The sequence below is a fragment of the Micromonospora sp. NPDC048905 genome (assembly GCF_040649655.1).
GTDB lineage: Bacteria > Actinomycetota > Actinomycetes > Mycobacteriales > Micromonosporaceae > Micromonospora.
Genome location: NZ_JBEZFV010000007.1, coordinates 56862 through 75288 on the forward strand (window position 1 = coordinate 56862; position 18427 = coordinate 75288).

At 71.0% G+C, this 18427-nt stretch carries 20 protein-coding genes; 9 read left to right on the plus strand and 11 right to left on the minus strand.

The window, feature by feature from the left end; translation table 11 throughout:
* Positions 1–25: 25 nt before the first annotated feature.
* Both AB0C01_RS19495 and AB0C01_RS19500 read left to right on the plus strand, forming a co-directional pair.
* The gene (locus AB0C01_RS19495) at positions 26–523 is read left to right on the plus strand and encodes a SigE family RNA polymerase sigma factor (protein WP_357254664.1); all 498 of its coding nucleotides are present in this window, start codon (positions 26–28) and stop codon (positions 521–523) included.
* Positions 523–1569, plus strand: a complete 1047-nt coding sequence (locus tag AB0C01_RS19500) for a hypothetical protein (protein WP_357254666.1) — start codon at positions 523–525, stop codon at positions 1567–1569. The genes AB0C01_RS19495 and AB0C01_RS19500 overlap by 1 nt, the downstream gene beginning before the upstream one ends.
* A gap of 99 nt (positions 1570–1668) precedes the next feature.
* Here the strand turns inward: AB0C01_RS19500 and AB0C01_RS19505 are convergent, their stop codons facing one another.
* The 4 genes from AB0C01_RS19505 to AB0C01_RS19520 form a co-directional block, all read right to left on the minus strand.
* Positions 1669–2559, minus strand: coding sequence for a discoidin domain-containing protein (locus AB0C01_RS19505; RefSeq protein WP_357254669.1), 891 nt, complete (start codon positions 2557–2559; stop codon positions 1669–1671).
* A gap of 11 nt (positions 2560–2570) precedes the next feature.
* Positions 2571–4169 (minus strand): alkaline phosphatase D family protein, encoded by a 1599-nt coding sequence (locus AB0C01_RS19510; protein WP_357254671.1) that lies wholly within the window; start codon positions 4167–4169, stop codon positions 2571–2573.
* 278 nt (positions 4170–4447) lie between these two features.
* Complete coding sequence (locus tag AB0C01_RS19515; RefSeq protein WP_357571768.1) at positions 4448–4915, minus strand: STAS domain-containing protein; 468 nt, start codon at positions 4913–4915, stop codon at positions 4448–4450.
* Between the two features lie 167 nt (positions 4916–5082).
* Positions 5083–5829 carry a GAF and ANTAR domain-containing protein gene (locus AB0C01_RS19520; RefSeq protein WP_357571769.1) on the minus strand — a complete coding sequence of 249 codons (747 nt, stop codon included), beginning with the start codon at positions 5827–5829 and terminating at the stop codon, positions 5083–5085.
* A gap of 430 nt (positions 5830–6259) precedes the next feature.
* Between AB0C01_RS19520 and AB0C01_RS19525 the strand changes: the two genes are divergently transcribed.
* Positions 6260–6583 carry a plasmid stabilization protein gene (locus AB0C01_RS19525; protein WP_357254677.1) on the plus strand — a complete coding sequence of 108 codons (324 nt, stop codon included), beginning with the start codon at positions 6260–6262 and terminating at the stop codon, positions 6581–6583.
* A gap of 66 nt (positions 6584–6649) precedes the next feature.
* Here AB0C01_RS19525 and AB0C01_RS19530 read toward each other — a convergent pair whose 3' ends face one another.
* Positions 6650–7363 (minus strand): GAF and ANTAR domain-containing protein, encoded by a 714-nt coding sequence (locus AB0C01_RS19530; protein WP_357254679.1) that lies wholly within the window; start codon positions 7361–7363, stop codon positions 6650–6652.
* A gap of 236 nt (positions 7364–7599) precedes the next feature.
* Entirely contained in the window at positions 7600–8601 is a 1002-nt protein-coding gene (locus tag AB0C01_RS19535) for a hypothetical protein (RefSeq protein ID WP_357254681.1), read from the minus strand.
* Between the two features lie 99 nt (positions 8602–8700).
* Here AB0C01_RS19535 and AB0C01_RS19540 point away from each other — a divergent pair, with 99 nt between their 5' ends.
* From AB0C01_RS19540 to AB0C01_RS19565, 6 genes are all read left to right on the plus strand, one after another.
* Positions 8701–9189 carry a hypothetical protein gene (locus tag AB0C01_RS19540; RefSeq protein ID WP_357254683.1) on the plus strand — a complete coding sequence of 163 codons (489 nt, stop codon included), beginning with the start codon at positions 8701–8703 and terminating at the stop codon, positions 9187–9189.
* A 78-nt stretch (positions 9190–9267) separates the two neighbouring features.
* On the plus strand, positions 9268–9663 hold the full coding sequence (locus tag AB0C01_RS19545; RefSeq protein ID WP_357254685.1) for a VOC family protein: 396 nt from the start codon (positions 9268–9270) through the stop codon (positions 9661–9663).
* Between the two features lie 117 nt (positions 9664–9780).
* Complete coding sequence (locus AB0C01_RS19550; protein WP_357571770.1) at positions 9781–10956, plus strand: ATP-binding protein; 1176 nt, start codon at positions 9781–9783, stop codon at positions 10954–10956.
* A gap of 49 nt (positions 10957–11005) precedes the next feature.
* Positions 11006–12154 (plus strand): hypothetical protein, encoded by a 1149-nt coding sequence (locus AB0C01_RS19555; protein ID WP_357571889.1) that lies wholly within the window; start codon positions 11006–11008, stop codon positions 12152–12154.
* Positions 12127–12840 (plus strand): response regulator transcription factor, encoded by a 714-nt coding sequence (locus AB0C01_RS19560; protein ID WP_357254689.1) that lies wholly within the window; start codon positions 12127–12129, stop codon positions 12838–12840. Before AB0C01_RS19555 ends, AB0C01_RS19560 begins: the two co-directional genes overlap by 28 nt.
* Before the next feature lie 72 nt (positions 12841–12912).
* Positions 12913–13635: a hypothetical protein gene (locus AB0C01_RS19565; RefSeq protein WP_357571771.1), complete on the plus strand. Its 723-nt coding sequence runs from the start codon at positions 12913–12915 to the stop codon at positions 13633–13635.
* A gap of 100 nt (positions 13636–13735) precedes the next feature.
* On the opposite strand, the gene AB0C01_RS19570 is transcribed toward AB0C01_RS19565, so the two are convergent.
* From AB0C01_RS19570 to AB0C01_RS19590, 5 genes are all read right to left on the minus strand, one after another.
* Positions 13736–14491: a lysophospholipid acyltransferase family protein gene (locus AB0C01_RS19570; RefSeq protein WP_357254693.1), complete on the minus strand. Its 756-nt coding sequence runs from the start codon at positions 14489–14491 to the stop codon at positions 13736–13738.
* A gap of 84 nt (positions 14492–14575) precedes the next feature.
* Entirely contained in the window at positions 14576–16636 is a 2061-nt protein-coding gene (locus AB0C01_RS19575) for a glycogen debranching N-terminal domain-containing protein (protein WP_357571772.1), read from the minus strand.
* Positions 16636–17007, minus strand: a complete 372-nt coding sequence (locus AB0C01_RS19580; protein WP_357571773.1) for an SCP2 sterol-binding domain-containing protein — start codon at positions 17005–17007, stop codon at positions 16636–16638. The genes AB0C01_RS19575 and AB0C01_RS19580 overlap by 1 nt, the downstream gene beginning before the upstream one ends.
* 196 nt (positions 17008–17203) lie before the next feature.
* Positions 17204–17620: a CBS domain-containing protein gene (locus AB0C01_RS19585; RefSeq protein ID WP_357254699.1), complete on the minus strand. Its 417-nt coding sequence runs from the start codon at positions 17618–17620 to the stop codon at positions 17204–17206.
* 73 nt (positions 17621–17693) lie between these two features.
* A complete protein-coding gene (locus AB0C01_RS19590; protein ID WP_357254701.1) occupies positions 17694–18407 on the minus strand; it encodes a TMEM175 family protein in 714 nt (237 codons plus the stop codon).
* Between the last annotated feature and the right edge of the window lie 20 nt (positions 18408–18427).

Here is an 18427-nt window from a genome sequence, read left to right on the forward strand (position 1 = left end):
GGCCGGCCCACGACGTTAATAGGGCGTGACGTTCGAGGAGTACGCGTTCGCTCGCACTTCGGCGCTGATCCGGCTCGCCCGGCTGCTGACCGATGACGAGCACCGAGCCGAGGACCTCGTTCAGGAGGTCCTCGCCATGGCGTACGCCCGGTGGGGGCGCATCTCCCGGACGGACCGACCGGACGCCTACGTCCGTCGGATGCTCGTCAACGCCCACCACTCGTGGTGGCGTCGGCGCAGCAGCCGGGAGGTAGCGGTCGCCGCCGTGACGGACCGGGCGGGCACCGCCGACGAGGCCGCCGCGCTCGCCGAACGCGACGCGTTGTGGCGGCTCGTCCGCGAACTGCCGACCCGTCAGCGCACCGTGATCGTTCTGCGCTACTACGAGGATCTGGACGACGCGATGATCGCCGAGATCATGGCCTGTTCGGCAGGCACCGTCCGCACCCACGCGAAGCGTGCCCTGGCCACGCTGCGGAAGCGGCAGGAATCCACGATCCCCGCCCGGACAGGAGGGTTCTGATGTTCAGCGACCTCGATCAGCAGCTCGCCGCGACGCTCAAGCAGCGTGCGGGTGGCGACATCGACCCGACACCGATCGTGGAACAGGCCCGTCAGCGGGGTCGACGGCTCCGACGCCGTCACCGCGGGTTCGTCGCCGGGGGTGTGGCAGCGGCGTGTCTCGCTCTCACCGCGGTGGTGGCGCTGCCGATCGGCGGGGGCACCGATGACCCGATCATGCCGGCCGCAACGCTCCTGCCGCCGGAAATGCCGGGGCAGGCCGGCGCCACCGCACGCCCGGAGGACGTCGGCGCGGATCCGGACGTGGTGCACTTCTCGGTCGACTCCCTGGTCGACGGCGCCGAGTACGCGACCTGGCGCGCCGGGCGCGGCATCGAGAGCGTCGAGTTTCGGGGGCCGACAGGTCAGGCCCGGTTCGCGCTGGCGCGCACCGTGACGTCGTTGGACGAGCTACCGCAGACGTTGTCCTCCGCTGGACGGCCGCAGGCCCGCACCGACGTGCGGGTCGGCGACCGCCCGGGCGTGGCCTGGTTCGATCCGTCCGGTGATCAGAAGCTCTGGTTCGTACGCTGGCAACCCGCCGACGGGCTCTGGGCCCAACTGGACTCGTACGCCACCGGCCGCGACGAGGCGACGGCCACGGCGAGCCGGGTCCGGTTCGACGCGGCCCACCGCTGCGTCGTGCCGTTCCGCCTGGAGTCGCTGCCCCCCGGCGGACGGCTGCTCGAATGCTCGGTCACGCTCGGCCAATCGGAGCACGGCGACTTCGTCGACGGCTCACTCGTGGTCGGCGACGAAGCCGGTCGCTGGCTGACCGTCCGGGCGCAACTCGCCCCCGCTGGCGACAAGGCCCGTTCCGGGGATCTCGTCGCGGGACCGTACCGGGCGCGTCGGCAGGGCAGCGACGTCCTGGAGATGACCGTGCAGCCCTGTGCCGTCGAGGCGTTCCGCAAGGGTTGGGGCAATGGCTACACCGAATCGGAAGGCTTGGCGATCCTCGGCGGATACCGGCCGGCCCGCGACCTCGACCGCCCAGAGACCTGGTGACGCGCCTGCGGTCACGAAAATCGTGGGCTACCGGTCGTGCGGACCGGATCCAACAGGGCGCGCCCGGGCCTCGTGACGTCGGCCCGGGCGCGACGTGCGTCAGGAGGCGTACGCCTCGAGTTCCACCACCCGCGAGTAGCCGGCGGTCTCGTTGCTGGTCAGCGTGACGACCCGGAACGCGCTCGCGATCAGCGGTGTGAAGGTCGAGCTGACCTGACCGGCGACGTTGCCGCGCACCTGGGCGACGGTCTGCCAGGTCTCGCCGACCCGCACCTGGACGTCCCAGTCGCGCAGCCCGTACTTCGCGGCCGGGTACTTGGTGGAGTCGAGCGTGTAGAGGTCGACCCGGCCGACGGTCTGCGGACGGTCGAACGTCACCTGGAGCCAGTCGGGAAAGGCGCCCTTGTTCGCGTCGTTCCAGCCGGTGGTGGTTGCCCAGTGGTTCGAGTCGCGGTCGCCGTCCACCGCGCCGCAGGCCGGGTAGTTGGGCAGGTTCTCCGAGGAGGCGGTCACCGGCACGTACCTGGCGAGGTTGCCGGTGGTGTCGACCGGCCCCGGGGTCACCTCCACCGGCACCGAGAGCCGACGCTCACCGGACCGGACGTTGATCGTGTACCGGCTGCCGGGCACGGTGTCCCGGGGTGCGGTGACCGTGATCGGCACCTTGAGCGTGTAGCCGGCGGGCAGGTAGCTGGAGACGAGGGTCCTGGACAGCTGAAGCGGCGCGGTCACCTCAAGGAACGCGTCGGCGTACACGGCCGCGCGGCCGGTGTTGCCGAACTGGAGCTGGAAACCCTGGTTCGCGCAGGGTATCGGGTTGACCTGCACCAGGCTGACGTCGGAGGCGAGGCTCAGCCGGGTCGGGTCGGGTCGGCCGGCGACCGCGGGGGCCGTGCCGCCGATCGCCACCAGGGCGATGACGGCACCGGCGACGGCTGCCTTCCGGCCACGGGACAGGCCGGCGAGCCGGCGCCAGAGGGTACGTGTCATGGCTTTACCTCTCATGCCGGGTGCAGGCCGGGGTTGCCGGCCTCGACGGCGAAGGAACTGATGGTCTCGACGGGCGCGTCGTTCCGGTCGACGTACGGCACCGCCCGGTAGTCGGCCCGCAGCTCCCGCTCGGTGAGCCGGACCCGGAGATAGCCACGCCGCTCGTTGACGAGCTTCAGGTGCGGGTTGCTGTCCAGGAACTTCTGCCCGGCGGCGGAGATCTCGCTGCCGTTGCCGCCGCTGCTGATCGACGTTCCCACCAGCTCCACCCCGTACGTCTGCGAGTCGGGGTTGGTGAAGTCACGCTTCATGTCGAACGCGTAGGCGGCGTGTACGTCGCCGGTGAGGACGACCGGGTTGCGTCCCCGCAGCATGGCGAGGCCGTCGAGGGTGAGCTTCTGCTCGGCGGCATAGCCGTCCCAGGCATCCATGTTGTACAGGTCGCCGGCCGTCGGGTCCTGGTCCATCCGGCTCATGATCACCTGGTTGGCGAGCAGGTTCCAGGTCGCGTGCGAGGTGCGCACACCGTCTAACAGCCAGCGCTGCTGCTGTGCGCCGGCCAGGGCGCGCGCCGGATCGCGGCGCTGCTCCGAGTCGACCTTCCAGCCGTCCCCCGATGCCTGGTCGGCGCGGTACTGGCGGGTGTCGAGCACGTTCAGCTCGGCCAGTCGCCCGAAGGTGAACCGGCGGTAGAGCATGTAGTTCGGTCCCTGCGGGGCCGGTGAGCGCAGCGGCATGTGCTCCCAGTACGCCCGGTAGGCGCTGGCCCGCCGGACCAGGAAGTCCTCGACCGGGGCGTTGGTCTTGGAGGTGAGGCCCGCGTAGTTGTCCTGCACCTCGTGGTCGTCCCAGGTGGGGATCCAGGGCGCGGCCTGGTGCGCGGCGCGCAGGTCGGGGTCGGATTTGTAGAGCGCGTACTGGAGGCGGTAGCGGTCGAGCGTGTCGGCCTCGGTGCGGAACTGGCTCGGCACCGGCTCGGCGAGGTTACGCAGTCCCCCGGAGGCGGAGACGCCGTACTCGTAGATGTAGTCGCCGAGGAACACCACGGCGTCGACGTCCTCGGCGGCGATGTGCCGGTGAGCCGTGTAGTAGCCGTCCGGGAAGGACTGACACGAGGCGACCGCGAAGGTGAGGTGGTCGACCCGCTGCCCGGGTGCCGGGGTGGTCCGGGTACGACCGACCGGGCTGAGGTGCCGGCCGACCTTGAAGCGGTACCAGTAGCGACGGCTCGGCTGTAGGCCGCGCACGTCCACATGCACGCTGTAGCTGTACTCGGGTCGCGCGGTCGCGCGTCCGGACCGGACGATTCGCCGGAACCGCTCGTCGGTCGCCACCTGCCACTCCACCTCGACCGCGTGGTACGGCATACCGCCCAGCGGCTCGTACGGTCGCGGTGCCAACCGGGTCCAGATCACCACCGCTTCGGGTAGCGGGTCACCGGAGGCGACGCCGAGGGTGAACGGGTCGTCGCCCAGGGTGCTGGTGGCGGCGGCACTCGACTGGCCCGGCAGGTTCGTCGCGAAGGCGAGCGCCGTCGCGGCGCCGGTGACGGTCAGGAACCGCCGGCGCGCCAGACGGGCGGCCGGTCTGGGGTCTTCCACTGGGATCACTCGCAGGACTCCTCTCGAAGGGGGCACGACTTGTCCCGCAGTCGTTGATCATTAAGTGGGAGCCAGTTGGCCGCCGGGTGGCGAACTGGTGATCATGGCGTGGACCGGGTCCGACATCCGCTCGTCAGGGACGAGGCGCTGGCAGGTCAGAACGCCGCCGGGTGATTGTGGTCGCCGCCGGACAGCGGCACGGCGCCGAGACCCGGGCGGTGACAACGAGAAGCCCCGGACCTCTGCACAGGGTCCGGGGCTTTCCGAGAACTACCTACACCGCACCCTCATTCGGGGCCGAGGAGCAGGGGTGCCACCCCGGTGATCCGGAGCACCCGCAGAGTGACTCCGCTGGCATGTCGGATCGAGAAACGGGAACCGACCCGATCCGCCCGCTCATGCGCCAGCAGGAGTACGTGCACACCCGCGGCGCTGAAGAAACTGACGCCGGTCAGGTCGCAACAGACTTCCGGATGGCTGTCGACCGCGTTGAACAATGCCGTCGCCAGGCGCGGCGCGGTGTCCATGTCGACATACCCGACCGGGGCGACGACCATCCGGTCGGCGGAGATGGCCGCGGACAGGTCGAGGGGCTCGACGAAGCGGGTCCCCTGGAACGACAGCTCACTGGAATCCGCTTCCGCGGAGCCAACTGCCGGACGGATGCCGAGTGTCGCTGGTGTGGCCTGCCCGGGGCTGATTGCCGCAGGGGGACGAGCGAAATGGGTCTGCAAAAGTGAGTGACGTTCAATCATAGGCTCGCGCCTCCTGTCATGATCCGTAACAGGACGGGCGCGTGGCTTGACCCGAACTCAACGGTAATCGGAAGGACCGCCGACCGCCAGTCGACTCGTACGCCGGAGCCAAATTCAGCCGGAGCGACGACTGCCGGGCCGCCACCCCAGGCGACACCAGCAGCCGCTCACGGCAGGGAGCCCGCGTCACCGCGATCACGCTTGGGGCTCGCCGGTCGGGCGGCCCTCTCGACGAGCGCGGCGGCCACGTCGCGCAGTTTGCGGTTGGAGTCCTGGGACACCTTCGCGAGTACGGCGAACGCCTCGTCCGGGGTGCAGCGGCGTTCGCCCATGATGATGCCCTTCGCCTGCTCGATGACCGCGCGGCTCTGCATGGCCGACTGCATCTGCGCCGCCAGGGTGACGGTGGTGTCGTACAGGTGGGCGTTGGCGAGGGCGACGGCGGCGTACCCGGCGAACGTCTGCGCGAGGGTGACCGCGTCGTCGTCGAAGGCGCCCGGTGCGATGCCGTAGATGTTCAGCGCGCCGAGCACTGTCTCCTGGATGGGGAACCCGATCGACAGTGAGCTGAGCGCTCCGTCCTGCACGGCTCGGGCCGCCCACTCCGGCCAGCGAACCTCCTGGGCCATCTCCGGAACGGACACGACGGTGGCCTTTCGGGCCGCCTCCAGACACGGGCCATGGTCGAACTCGTACTGCAGCTCGTCGAGCCGGAGCGCCATCTCGCCGCTGAACGCGGCGGTGTGCGCCCCCTCCTGCTTCAACAACGTCACCGACACCTCCTCCGCGCCGGGGATCGTTCGCCGTGCGAGTTCGGAGACCTGGGTCAACACTCCGGACAGGTCGGTCTCGCCGAATTTGATCTGGCCGAGTTCGATGATCGCCGCATTGGGATCAATGCGCTGCTGTGCCATGACTTCAAAGTCCTCGTGCCCGGGGCGCGTACCGGTTGCAGGAAGGCGACGGCAGCGCGCGTGGTGATGGCGCACCGCGAGCACGGAGCGCCGCACGGGCTCGCCAACCGAGCCCGGCGCCCGCTGCTGGACGCTGGCTGGCCGACGCTGGAGCGTCGGCTGCGGCAACAACTATACGACGCCGACCGGAGCGGCTCCCAAGGTGCGGCCCGGTCGTGCCCAGCGCGGGTGCCGGGACGCCGAGTCGCGTGGACGGCGTGCGGCGTGCCGATCGGCCGACAGGCGAACGGCAGTCGTTTGACCTCTGTGGCGACTGGGCATGGTGGCACGAAAAGCGTGAGCGCGACGCCCCGGTCTGGGATGTCTCGATCGCACCAGGGCGTGCGAGCCGGGTCTCGTCCTCACCCGACAGCGGCTGCGGGAGGCACCGATGCCAGCAGGATCAAGCCCCAAGAGGGAGCGGCAGTACGAGCACATCAAGGACAGCGCGCAGGAGCGGGGCTCGTCGGCCGGTCGGGCCAAGGAGATCGCCGCCCGCACGGTGAACAAGGAACGGGCCCGCTCCGGTGAGGCGCGTACGTCGAGCCGGTCGTCCCGCAACGACGTGTCGTCCGGGCATCGTGGCGGTAAGCGCTCCCACAGCGGCGCGCAGGGTCGCACCAAGGAGCAGCTGTACAACGAGGCGAAGCAGCGTGGCGTCAAGGGGCGCTCCTCGATGTCGAAGGCGGAGCTGGAGCGCGCCCTGTCGAAGTAGTGAACCTTCCGGGTGGGCGCTGCCGGCGTACCTCGGGTGCCGGCACCCCACCGCGGTCGAGGTACGTCAGACCCCGGACGTGCCGGCCGCCCGGTCGACCAGGGCCTGGGCGACGTCGCGGACCTTGCGGTTGGAGTCCTGGGAGACCTTCGACAGGATCGCGAACGCCTCGGCCGGGCCACAGCGCCGCTCGCCCATGATGATGCCCTTGGCCTGCTCGATGACCGCCCGGTTGGCCATCGCCTCGCGCATCTGGCGGGCGAGGTTCGCGGTGCTGTCGTAGAGCTGGGCGTTGGACAGGGCAACCGCGGCGTACGCGGCGAACGTCTCCAGCACCTCCACGGTCTCCTCGTCGAAGGCCTCGGGTGTGTGCGCGTAGACGTTGAGCGCTCCGACGACAGCTTCCTGGATCGGCAGGCCGATCGACAGGGAGCTGCCCAGGCCCCGCTGTCGCGCACGGTCGGCCCACTCGGGCCACCGCTCCTCGTGGGCGAGATCGGGGACGGACAGGACGTCGCCGCTGGCCGCCGCGTCCAGGCAGGGACCCCGCCCTTGGGCGTACTGCCGCTCGTCCATCTCGCGGGCCACCTCGTTGGTGAACGCCGCCGTGTGACCGACCCCGCCGCGGATCAGGGTGACCGACGCCTCCACCGGCATGGGCAGGACGCGTTTCGCGAGCTCGGCGACCCGCTGGAGGACCTCGTCGAGATCCACCTCGGCGAGCTTGATGCTCCCGAGTTCGGCGAACGCGCTGGCAGGGTCGGACGGCAGGCGGGGCATGTGCACCAGATCCTCGGGGCCGGCGCGCCTCTGGGCAGCGGAGCCGAGGGGCGTGCGGATGGCAGCACGTCGAGCGGGCTGCTGCACAGATCCTCGGACAGACCTGGGACCAACGCCAATTTCTTGACGCCGGCTCGCCTCGCCCCATCCGGGAGCAAGGGCTACAGAATTTTCACCCTACTCCCCCGGCCGCGAGGTGGCCCGCGACAACGACCGAGGGCGGCCGGCGGGCCTACTCAGACGGGCCGCAGCAGGGCGGCCAGCGCCTCGTCGCCCTGGCCGAGCTGCCCGCCACCGGTCGACCCCACGACCAGGAAACGCCGACAGCCGTCGAGTTCCACGTACCGGTCGGGGCCGGCGGTGCCGTTCAGTGGACGCAGCACCGCGAAGCGGGACGCCGGGGTGGCGCAGTCGGCCACCGCCCGGCGGTTGGCCAGCGCCCGCAGCACAGCCGCCTGGCGCTCGGCCGGCAGCGGTCCGCCGTACACGAAATCGCCTGCCGGTTTGCCGCTGCCCCGCTCTGCCGGGGGGACCTGGTAGACGCAGAGGCGCAGCGGCCCGGCGGCCGGCGAGGTGGCCACCGCGGGTGGCCCGGGCCGACCGTTGCTGGTCTCCACCCACACCAGGTCCGTCCACCGCTGCTCGCATCCGGCGGCCTCGGCCGCCCGGCCTTCGACCTGCTGGACGACACGGCTGTCCACGGTGGTCGTCGACAGTTCGGCGAGTGCCGTCCGCACCTCCGCGCGTGGCTTGCCACAGGTGTCCGTCGGTAGGTGCGGCCGCAGCCAGCGGCCCCGGTCGTCGAGCAGGGCCAACCACGGTGGGACGATCATTTCCAGGGTGCAGTTGGTGTCCCGGTCGGATTCCTGGTCGGGCAGACGCAGTGCGGTGAGCAGCGGCGTGATCTGCGTGGCGCGCCGCTCGGTGGCGACCTGGTCCCGCCCCCCGTCCCGTCCCGGACGCAACTCCCGGCCGCAGAGCACGGCCGCGACCGGGGTGAACGCGGGGTCGATCCGCCCGATCCTCGGTTCGACCCCGGCCGGTGTGGGCGCCCCCGTGTCCGGCACGCCCATGATCGCGCCAGCCTGTGGTGCCGTTTCGGCGCAGGAGGTCCACGCTTCGAGGATCTGCGCCGGGCCGGGCTCGTCGGCCCCGCCCGGACCGATGGTCGTGCCACCGCAGCCACCCAGGGCCACGCCGAGCAGTGCCACCGCCAGTGCCGTTCGACCAGAGCGCATCCGGCTCACCACCTCTCCACCCGAGGATGGGACGGACGACGACCACACTCGGTTCCGGCAGGACTGGAACCGGCATCATCCGTCGGGCGTCACAGTGGGATGGACAGACTGCGTGCCGCGATCCTCAGCACGACCACGTTGCTCGCCCTGGTGGGGTGCTCCGGCCCGGCGCCGAGCTCCCCGATCGCAAGCCGGACCGCGCCACCAAGCCGGACCGCGCCGCTGAGTCCAGCGGCGCCCACCGTGCGTGTCGTCGAGGAGGACCGTGCCGACCTGCACCTCTGGGTGACCAACCAGTCGTTCCGGGACGACCCGGTCGCTCTCACGGTCAGCATCGACGGCATCGAGATCGTCGATCGGCACTTCGCCGTCGAGAATCAACACAACTTTGTCCTGTTTCCGGTGCAGGTCCCACCGGGCCGCCATGTGCTGCGCGTCGTCTCGGGCACGGGGGTCGAGATCCAGGAGACCTTCACGATGCCCGAGGCCGGACGCCAGTACGCGGCCATCGACTACGAGAACGCCGTGGACGATGCTGGTCGGCGGGTCAACTGGTTCATCCGGTCCACCCCGATCGCGTTCGCCTGATCGAGCGACGGCGTGACGCGGGTGACCGGCGGGGACGCCGCCGGCTGACCCCGGTGCGCCCGCCGGCATGATGACCGAATGGCACATCTGGGACTTGTCGCGCTGCTGGTCAGGGACTACGACGAGGCGATCGACTTCTACGTCGGCGACCTCGGTTTCGAGCTGGTGGAGGACACCGCCCGACCGGACGGTTCCCGCTGGGTGGTGGTCCGCCCGGCGGGCGCCCGCGAGACGGCGTTGCTGCTGGCCCGGCCGAGCACCGCCGAGCAGCGGGCGCGGGTCGGTGACCAGACCGGCGGCCGGGTCGGGCTGTTTCTCTACACCGAGGACTTCGCGCGTGACCACGCCCGGATGGTGGCAGCCGGGGTGCGTTTCCTGGAGGAGCCACGGCACGAGGCGTACGGTTCGGTGGCGGTCTTCGTCGATCTCTACGGCAATCGGTGGGACCTGCTGCAGCCGCGCAGCACGCCGTGACACATTAGCGACACCGCGCGCACATTAGGTTACGCTCGGCACCGCCCATGCTATTCTCCGATGTCGATCTCTGCCGCGCGGACCCCTACCGGGTCGTTGTCGGAAGGACACCTCCCGATGCCGGCCGTTGCCGCTCCCACCGTGCCCCCCACGCTGGACAATCCCGCCGGTGGTGCGCTCGTCCTCATCTTCACCACGATCCCGGCGATACTGCGTCTGACCTGCGGTGTGATCGGTGGGGCGGTGGCCCTGTCGGTGCCGGCCCCGTCGGTTGAGCCCGCCGTGCTGCTGCCCGGCGTGGCAGCGCTCACCGGCTGGTCGATCTGGTACGCGTACCGCGCGATGCGCCAGGGAATCACCCCGAGCCTGGTCGCCGCTGATGTCACGATCACCGCGCTGGTCTGTCTCCTCATCCCCGTGCTGGTCGCACCCGGGGTGTTGCCCGGCGAGGGCAGTTGGATCGCCGTGCTGGCCAGCACCACGGTGATCAACGCACAGGCCACCGCCCCGGCGCGCTGGTCGATTCCGGCCGGGCTGCTCGTCACCGTCACCTACGCGACGGGCGCGCAGGCCGCCGGCAACGCCACCGAGGCACGGGCACACGCGACCACCCTGCTGGTGCAGACCGCCTGCACGGCGATGATGGCGGCGGTGATGCGCCGACGCATCGGTCGCGCCGACCGCGCGTTCGTCGAGCATCAACGGCTGACCCGGCAGGCACTTGTCGCGCGGGCCGCCCGCGACGCCGAACGCCAGCAGAACCGCGACCTGCACGACACGGTGCTCGGCACCCTCACCATGGTGGGACTCGGTGCGGTGACCGGGTCCTCGGCCACGTTCCGCGACCGGTGCGACGCCGACCTGCGTACCCTCGTCGCGCTCACCGACGTCGGCCCGGTGGCCGGCGACGGCCCGGTGCCGCTCGACGGTCGGATGCGGGCGGTGGCGGGCCGACTGCCCGAGCTGTCGACGCAGCTGGACCTGACGCCGTGCGCGGTGCCCGCCGGGGTGGCCGACGCGATCGGCGAGAGCGCCTACGCGGCGCTGTCCAACGTGGTCCGTCACGCGCCGGGCGCGCGGGTCACGCTGCGGCTGAGCCGGCACGCGGTCGGCGTCGTGGTCGAGGTCGCCGACGACGGCCCCGGCTTCGACCCGGCCACCGTCCCACCCCACCGGTACGGGCTGCGCGAGTCGATCCACGGTCGGATGGCAACGGTCGGGGGGCGGGCCGACGTGCGATCGGCACCCGGGGCCGGCACCCGAATCCGACTGGAGTGGCCCGGTGTCGGCTGATCTCGGCGCCGCGGCGCCCCACACCGCCGCGACGGAGACACCGGATCGGATCGGCGTGCCCCTCCCCCCGGAGCCGGCGACCACGGCAGGGCTCGCCGCGCCGGCCGCGGTGGCGCACGCGTCCGACCGGGGCGCCCGGATCGTCGCCGTGGCCATCGCACTGGCCTGGCACGTCGCGATCGGGCTGCCGGCGGTGTTGGCCGCCCGCACGGAGTTCACCGCGCCGACGGTGGTGCTCGGCGGCTGGGCGCTGGTCGCGGTGGCCGGCGCGGTGGCCGGGGTCCAACTGCTGCGCGGCTCGCCGCTGCCGCCGGGGCTGCTGGCCGGACTGCTGCTGGCCGTCGACGTGGCCGTCTTCGCCGCGGTCGGCGAGGAGCAGTTGTTCACCGCCGCCAACTGGGTGTGGGGCACCCTCGGCTGGTTCTTCGTGCTGGCGGTGTGGGGTCGGCGGGTGGTGGGGCTGGTCGCGCTGCTGAGCACACACGCGATCATCGCGCTGCTCGCGGTGCTCGGGCACGGCCCCGACCCGACCGACGTGGCCCGCTACGTGATGTACGTCTACGGCACGTTCTCCCTCCCGGTGGCGGTGTTCGTGGGCAGCGCGACAATCGTGAGCCTGGCTCGCGAGCGGGCGGCCGTCTCCGCTGCCGCCCACGCGATGGCGGCGGAACGCGATGCCGCCGAGCGGGGCCTTCGGGAACGCCGGGACCGGCTCGCCCTGGTCAGCTCGGCAGCCGGGCGCGTGCTCGGGGAGTTGGCCGCCGGCCAGGCCGACCCGGACGACCCGGAGGTGCAGCGGCGCTGCGTACTGGCCGCCGCCCGGCTGCGCCGACTGATCGCCGAGTCCGACGACGTGCCCGACCCGCTGCTGCACGAGTTGCGAGCGGCCGCCGACCTCGCCGAACGCAACGGCCTGCCGATCGACCTGGTCACCATCGGCACCCCACCGCCGCTGCCGGTGGAGATCCGCCGTCGGCTGGCGGACCCACTCACCGGCGTCCTCGCCGACGCCCGGGGCTGGGCCCGGCTGACAGTGGTCTCCGGCCCGGACGAGGTGGTGGTCAGCCTGGTCACACCGGACCGGGAAGGTCCCGACGCCACCGGCCCACCCCCGGGGGAGCACGACGACGGGCAGGTGGAGCACCTCTACGAACGGGACGGAAGCATCAGATGGGCGCAGACCCAGTGGCGACGGTGACCGGTGACCGGCCGATCGGGGTGGCGATCGTCGACGACCACCCGGTCGTGGTCGAGGGGGTCCGTGCCTGGCTCGCCACCGAGCCGCGGCTGACCGTACTGGCCACCGGGGACGACCCGGACGAGGTGCTGCGGACGGCACCGGACGCCGACGTCGTCCTGCTCGACCTGCGGCTACACGGGCGGATGGCGCTGGACAAGCTAGCCGAGCTAAGCGCCGCCGGGAGGCGGGTGGTGGTCTACTCGGAGCACACCGACCCGTCGACCATGCTCGCCGCGCTGGACGCCGGGGCGGTGGCGTTCCTGGCCAAGCACGAGGGCCGGGAACACTGTGTGGCGACCGTGCTGGCCGCCGCGAGTGACCGCCCGTACGTGCCGCCCGCGCTGGCCGGGGCGATGGTCGGCGACCCACGACCGGACCGGCCGATGCTGTCCGACAAGGAGCGTGAGGCGCTGCTGCTCTGGTTCCAGTCGATGTCGAAGGCGTCGGTGGCCCGCCGGATGCAGATCAGCGAGCACACCGTGAAGCAGTACGTCGACCGAGCGCGCATCAAGTACACCCGGGCGGGGCGGCCAGCCGCCACAAAGGCGGCATTACTCGCCCGCGCGATCGAGGACGGCCTCGTTCGCCCGGAGGAGATCGGCATCTACCGGTCACACGCGACGCACGACCGGACGACCCCCTAACAGGCGTCATGACAGCGGCCCTCCGATCCGACAGGCTTCATTCACAAGCCAGCTGACCGGAAGGTCGTGACGATGCACGCCGACACGTCCCCCTTCTTCATCGGTCCCCACCGGTTCGACGCTCTGGACGACGACGTGGGGCCGGCCCTGGATCGCCGCTACAACCTGCGTCCCGCGCCCGGTGAACGGGTGCTCGGGCGGCACCAACTGCTGGTTGCGGGCTACCTGCTCGGGCCGAGCGAGGCACGGCGTCGCTGGCAACTACCCGCGGCGGTCTCGGTGACCGTCACCGACCAGCGGATCTGCTGGGTGGGCAGCGGCGCGCAGCTGGCGCTTGTCGTCGACGACACGCCCCGGGCACGGCCACCCGCCCGGCTCAACGGCCTGATGAGCGGGCAGATCCGCTGGCAGTGGCCGTCCCGGTTGGAGGTGCTGGCCGCCGATCGGGACGCGCCGACGCAGTTGCTGGTCGTCTGCGACGCGCTGCGCACCATTCAGCAACCGGCCCTGGCCCTGGGCGGGCCGTCCGCCGCGGTGGCGGCGCTGGCCCAGCAGGTCCGCCGGGCGGTGGCCGAGTTCCGGCTCACCCGCCCCCAACTGGTCGACCTCTCGGCCCAGGAACGCGACGTGCTGCTGCTGCGCGCCGGCCCCAGCCTGCTCGCCGGGGACACCCGGATCACGCTTCCCGGTTCGCTGCCGGTGGAGTTCCACTCCCGAGACGACTACTACCGCTCGGGGCCGGAGCCGGCGCCGTGGGGCGGGCTCGCGGGCGGGGCGGCATCCGGGCTTCGGTGACGCCGACGGCCCACGCGGCGGCTGCCCACGATGACCGGACGGCGTCCGCACCGGCAGACCTCGGCACGCCCGGGTGCGGAACGCCCCGGCCACCGTGACGTCAGACGCTCGACGCCCGTTGCTGCTCCTCGGCCGCGTCCAGGGCGGCGGCCTCCTCCGGCGTGGGGGCGCTGCCGCCCAGGTGCGCGGGCAGCCACCAGGTGTCGTCCGGGCCGGCCGGCGCGTCCGGGTATTCGCGCTGGGCCCGCTCGACGAGCGCGCTGAGCCTGGTGTTCAGCTCGGTGGCCAGCAGGTTCGGGTCCGGGAAGTCGGCCGGGTTGATCGGCTCGCCGATCAGGATGGTGATCGGCGTGTGCCGACGGGTGAGGGTGCGCGGGCGGCCCTTGGTCCAGAGCCGCTGGGTCCCCCACAGGGCGACCGGCAACACCGGGACCTTCGCCGAGCGGGCCATCCGGACCGTGCCGCTCTTCAACTCCTTGACGGTGAACGACTGGCTGATCGTCGCCTCCGGGAAGACGCCGACGATCTCGCCGCGCTTGAGGGCGGCGACGGCGGTGCGGAACGAGGCCGCGCCGGCCTCCCGGTCCACCGAGATGTGCCGCATCCCGCGCATCAACGGGCCGGAGATCCGGTGCGAGAAGACCGACTTCTTGGCCATGAACCGCACCAGCCGGCCCGACGCGTTCGCGCCCAGACCGGCGAAGATGAAGTCGAGGTAGCTGATGTGGTTGCCGGCCAGCACCGCCCCGCCGGTACGGGGCACGTGGTGGGCGCCCTCGATGGTGATCTTCAGATCGAGAAGACGGAACATCGTCTTGGCAGCGGCGATAACGGGCGGGTACACGAGCTCCGGCATCCGCAGAATCTACCCTGCCAGCCTGGGTGACGGACCGGCGGCGGCGCGGGTCGCGCGCCGCCGCCGGCTCGACGGGTTGGTCGATCAGTCGGCGAGCTTGTCCAGGTCCAGTCGGCCCCGGGCGAACGCGTCCACCCGTCCCCAGCGACCCGGGATGTCCAGCACCTCGATCCGGCCCATGCCCACGGGCAGTCGTGGCTCGACGGACAGGTGACCGTCGTGCGGCTCCAGGCCGAGCATGGTCCGCAGCAGCAGCAACGGGGTGCCGGTCGACCAGGCCTGCGGGCTGCACGCTGTCGGGTACTCCACCGGGAACTTGGTGAGGTCCCGGGGGTAGCCGCCGAACGCCTCCGGCAACCGGCCGTCGAAGTACGTGGCCGCGTCCAGGATCCCGTTGGCGATGGTGGCGGCCTCCTCGGCGAAGCCGTACCGGCGCAGGCCCCAGGCGATGAACGAGTTGTCGAACGGCCAGATCGTGCCGTTGTGGTAGCCGATGGGGTTGTACCGGGCCTCCCCCTCGGCGAGCGTCCGGACACCCCAACCGGAGAAGAGCCGCGGCCCCACCAAATGGTGGGCGATCTTCTCCGCCCGCTCGGGTTCGACGATCCCGCTCCACAGCAGGTGGCCGATGTTGGAGCTGAGGACGTCGCACTGGCGGCCGTCCGGGTCCAGGGCCAGGGCGTAGAACTCGCCGTCGGCCACCCACCAGTCCCGGTTGAACCGCTCCTTCAGCGCTGCCGCCTCCCGCTCCAACTGGTCGGCGAACTCCGGGTCATCCCAGAACTGGCGAGCCATCCGGGCCGCGCGGATCTTCGCGTCGTACGCGTACCCCTGCACCTCGCAGGTGGCCCGCGGGAACGGCGGCAGCGTGCCGTCGGAGTAGGAGATGGAGTCCCAGGAGTCCTTCCAGCACTGGTTCTCCAGGCCGGTGTCGGTGTTGCGCCGTTCGTACCAGATGTAACCGTTGCCCACCAGGTCGGCGTAGTTGTCGATCCACCGCAGCGCCGCCCGGGCCTCCTGCTCCAACTCCTTGACCAGCGCGACGTCCCCGGTCCACCGCTCGTACTCGTCGAGCAGCACGACGAACAGCGGCGTCGCGTCCACCGAGCCGTAGTACGGCGAGTGCGGCTGCTCCTCGAAGGCCGCTGTCTCGCCGTACCGCATCTCGTGCAGGATGCGCCCCGGGTCCTCGTCGCGGAAGTCGTCGAACCGGCTGCCCTGCAACGAGGCGAGGATGCGCAGCGTCGTCTTCGACAACTGCGGGGTGAACGGCAGCGTCTGCAGGCAGGTGAAGATGCTGTCCCGACCGAACATGGTCATGAACCAGGGCAGGCCGGCGGCCGGCAGGACGGCGCCGCCCAACGACAGGGGCGAGAAGCGCAGCGCGGCCAGGTCGATCAGACTGCGCCGGTAGGTGCTGGCCACCCGACCGTGCTGACTGTTGACCTTCGGAGCGTCGGCGATCCACTGCTCCAGGTCGTGCTGGAGGGCGAGCCGCTCGTTGCCGTGCACGCGCAGCCCGAACCGCAGGTCTCGACCACCAGGACCGACCGCGTGCGTCTGGACGTCGATCGAGGTTTCCCACTGCTCGTTGGGTTCCAGGTGAACCGTGTACACGAAACCCTCGCTGTCGTACCGGGCCGACATGGACGAGGAGACCACCGTCTCCCGCCGGAAGTTGCCCCGGCGATAGCCCAGCCGGAGCCGGTCGGACTCGACCTCGGTGTAGATCTCGCCCTTCTTGTTGAGGATCTCGTCCTTGACCTGGAACAGGTCGGCGAAGTCCGACGCCGCGTCCATCCGGACTTCGAGATCGACAGGCTTCTCGTCGTGGTTGAGGATGGTGAGTTGCTCGCAGAAACTGCCGCCCACCGTGCGCTCACGGATGATCGACAGCTTCGCGTCGATGTAGTGCGTGGCCATCCCCGGGACGAGGAAGAACCGGGACTCGAAGTACTGGAGATCGTCGTAGGAGAGCGAGTTGAGCCGCTCACCGTTGACGGTCAGCACCCAGGTGGACAGAAACCGGGTGTCGATGGAGAAGAGCCCGGTCGGCTCGCTCGGAGTCGCCTCGATGTCGCCGGTGTCCTGGCAGACGACGAACGTGTTGCCGTCCAGGATCCGGACCGTGTTGGACTGCCCCATCAGTACCCCTCCCCCGCGAAGCGTCGACGGGGTCCCCGGGCGTCCGGCGAACTCGGGAAGATCCGCTCCACCTGCACCACCAGCCGGGCGTCACCGGTCACCGTCATGTCCCCGCGCAACAGCGCGGCGAGGCCGTGCTCGCGGCCCGCGGCGATGTCGTCGAAGAGGATGGGGCTCGCACCGATGACGGTGTCGGCTTCCCGGTCCTCCTGGCTCACGTTGACCCGGCCGTGGTCGATTCTCAGCAGCCAGTGCCGGCTCTGCGCCCCCTCGTGCAGGTCGATACGCAGTGTCCCGGAGGTCTTCGCCAGCAGGGGTTCGTACCCCCGCCGGTCCAGGTCCTCGAAGAACCTCGTGGTCGCGTCCACCATCGAGTCCACTCCTCCCAGTTGCCCGGGCTCCCGCGCCGCGCTTGCGTCGCGCGGCCGGCCGGCGTCGCACGTCCCGGCACGGGTCCCCGAAGACCCTCCGGTCAATCTCGCCCGAATCGGGTGAGCGGCGGCGTCCCGACAGCGCAGCGCCGGCCCTCCCACGGGGGGAGAGCCGGCGCACGTCCGCGGCGGACGGTCAGTTGTTCGGGTCGTCGGCGCTGATGTCCGCGAGCACCGACTGCGGTTCGCGCTCCACCGCGAGGTCACCCATCGAGATCAGGCCGACCAGGCGCCCGTCCTCGATCACCGGAAGCCGGCGTACGGCGTACGTGCGCATCAGGTCCGCGGCGGCCACCACGTCGTCGTACTGACTCACGGTGATCACATCGCGGGTGGTGATCTGGCTCAGTTGGGTCGAGCCCGGATCCATGTTCTCCGCGACACCACGTACCGTGATGTCCCGGTCCGTGACGATGCCGACCACGTTGCCGCCGTCGGTCACCACCACGTCACCAATCGCACTGTCACGCATCTCCTGCGCGGCAGCGATGAGTGTCTCGTTGCCGTCCATCGTCACCAACCGGGTCGTCATGAACTCTCCGACCGTTGTCATGGTGCTCCCCTCTCGGTGTCGGCACGGCCCGTCTACCCGCCGCCCGGGAGGGGGTAACGCCCACCGCCGGTGGCTATCTGCGCGAGTGCGGGTGCCGCGGGTGCGAGTGCCGCAGTCGCCGGAGGCGCCGCAACTCGTACAGGCCGCTGCTGGTCAGCGAGAAGAAGATCGGTAGCAGCAGGAAGATCCCCAGTGCGAACAGCGGGTTGACCAGGTATCCGACGAGAATCGCCAGCGAGTACCCCAGCACGCCGGCCGCGGCCCGCGCCCGTTCGCTCGGGAAGAAGAAATCCGCCACGGCCTCGTCCAACAGATCACGATGTCGGGCCAGGTAGTGGTACAGCCCCAGCCAGGTCAGCGAGAGAAACGCGCCGGCCAGGCCGTAGAGGACCACGGCGGCCCGCTGGTCCGCCCGGTCCCCCTCCCGCAGGGCCTGCGAGAGCACCGAGGTGGCGAACGGCAGCAGCGCGGTGCTGAACAGCACCCCGAGGTTGTACCACTGGAGGCCCTTGCCGCTGCTGGTCACCCGGTTGAAGGTGGCCCGGTGGTTTATCCAACTGACCGCGACGATCACGTACGACGTGACGTACGCGAGGTACGCCGGCCACTGCTCGAAGAGCGCGTCCAGCAGCTGACCGCGTCCGACCCGGGGTGGCTGGAGGTCGAGCACCAGCAGCGTGATGATGATGGCGAAGACACCGTCGCTGAACGACAGCAGACGGGAGGTTTCCCGGCGCAGGGACGGGCCGCCGGGGCGAGCCTCGTCGCCTGTCGTGTCGGCGCCCATCCCACTCCCCCCGCGTTGCC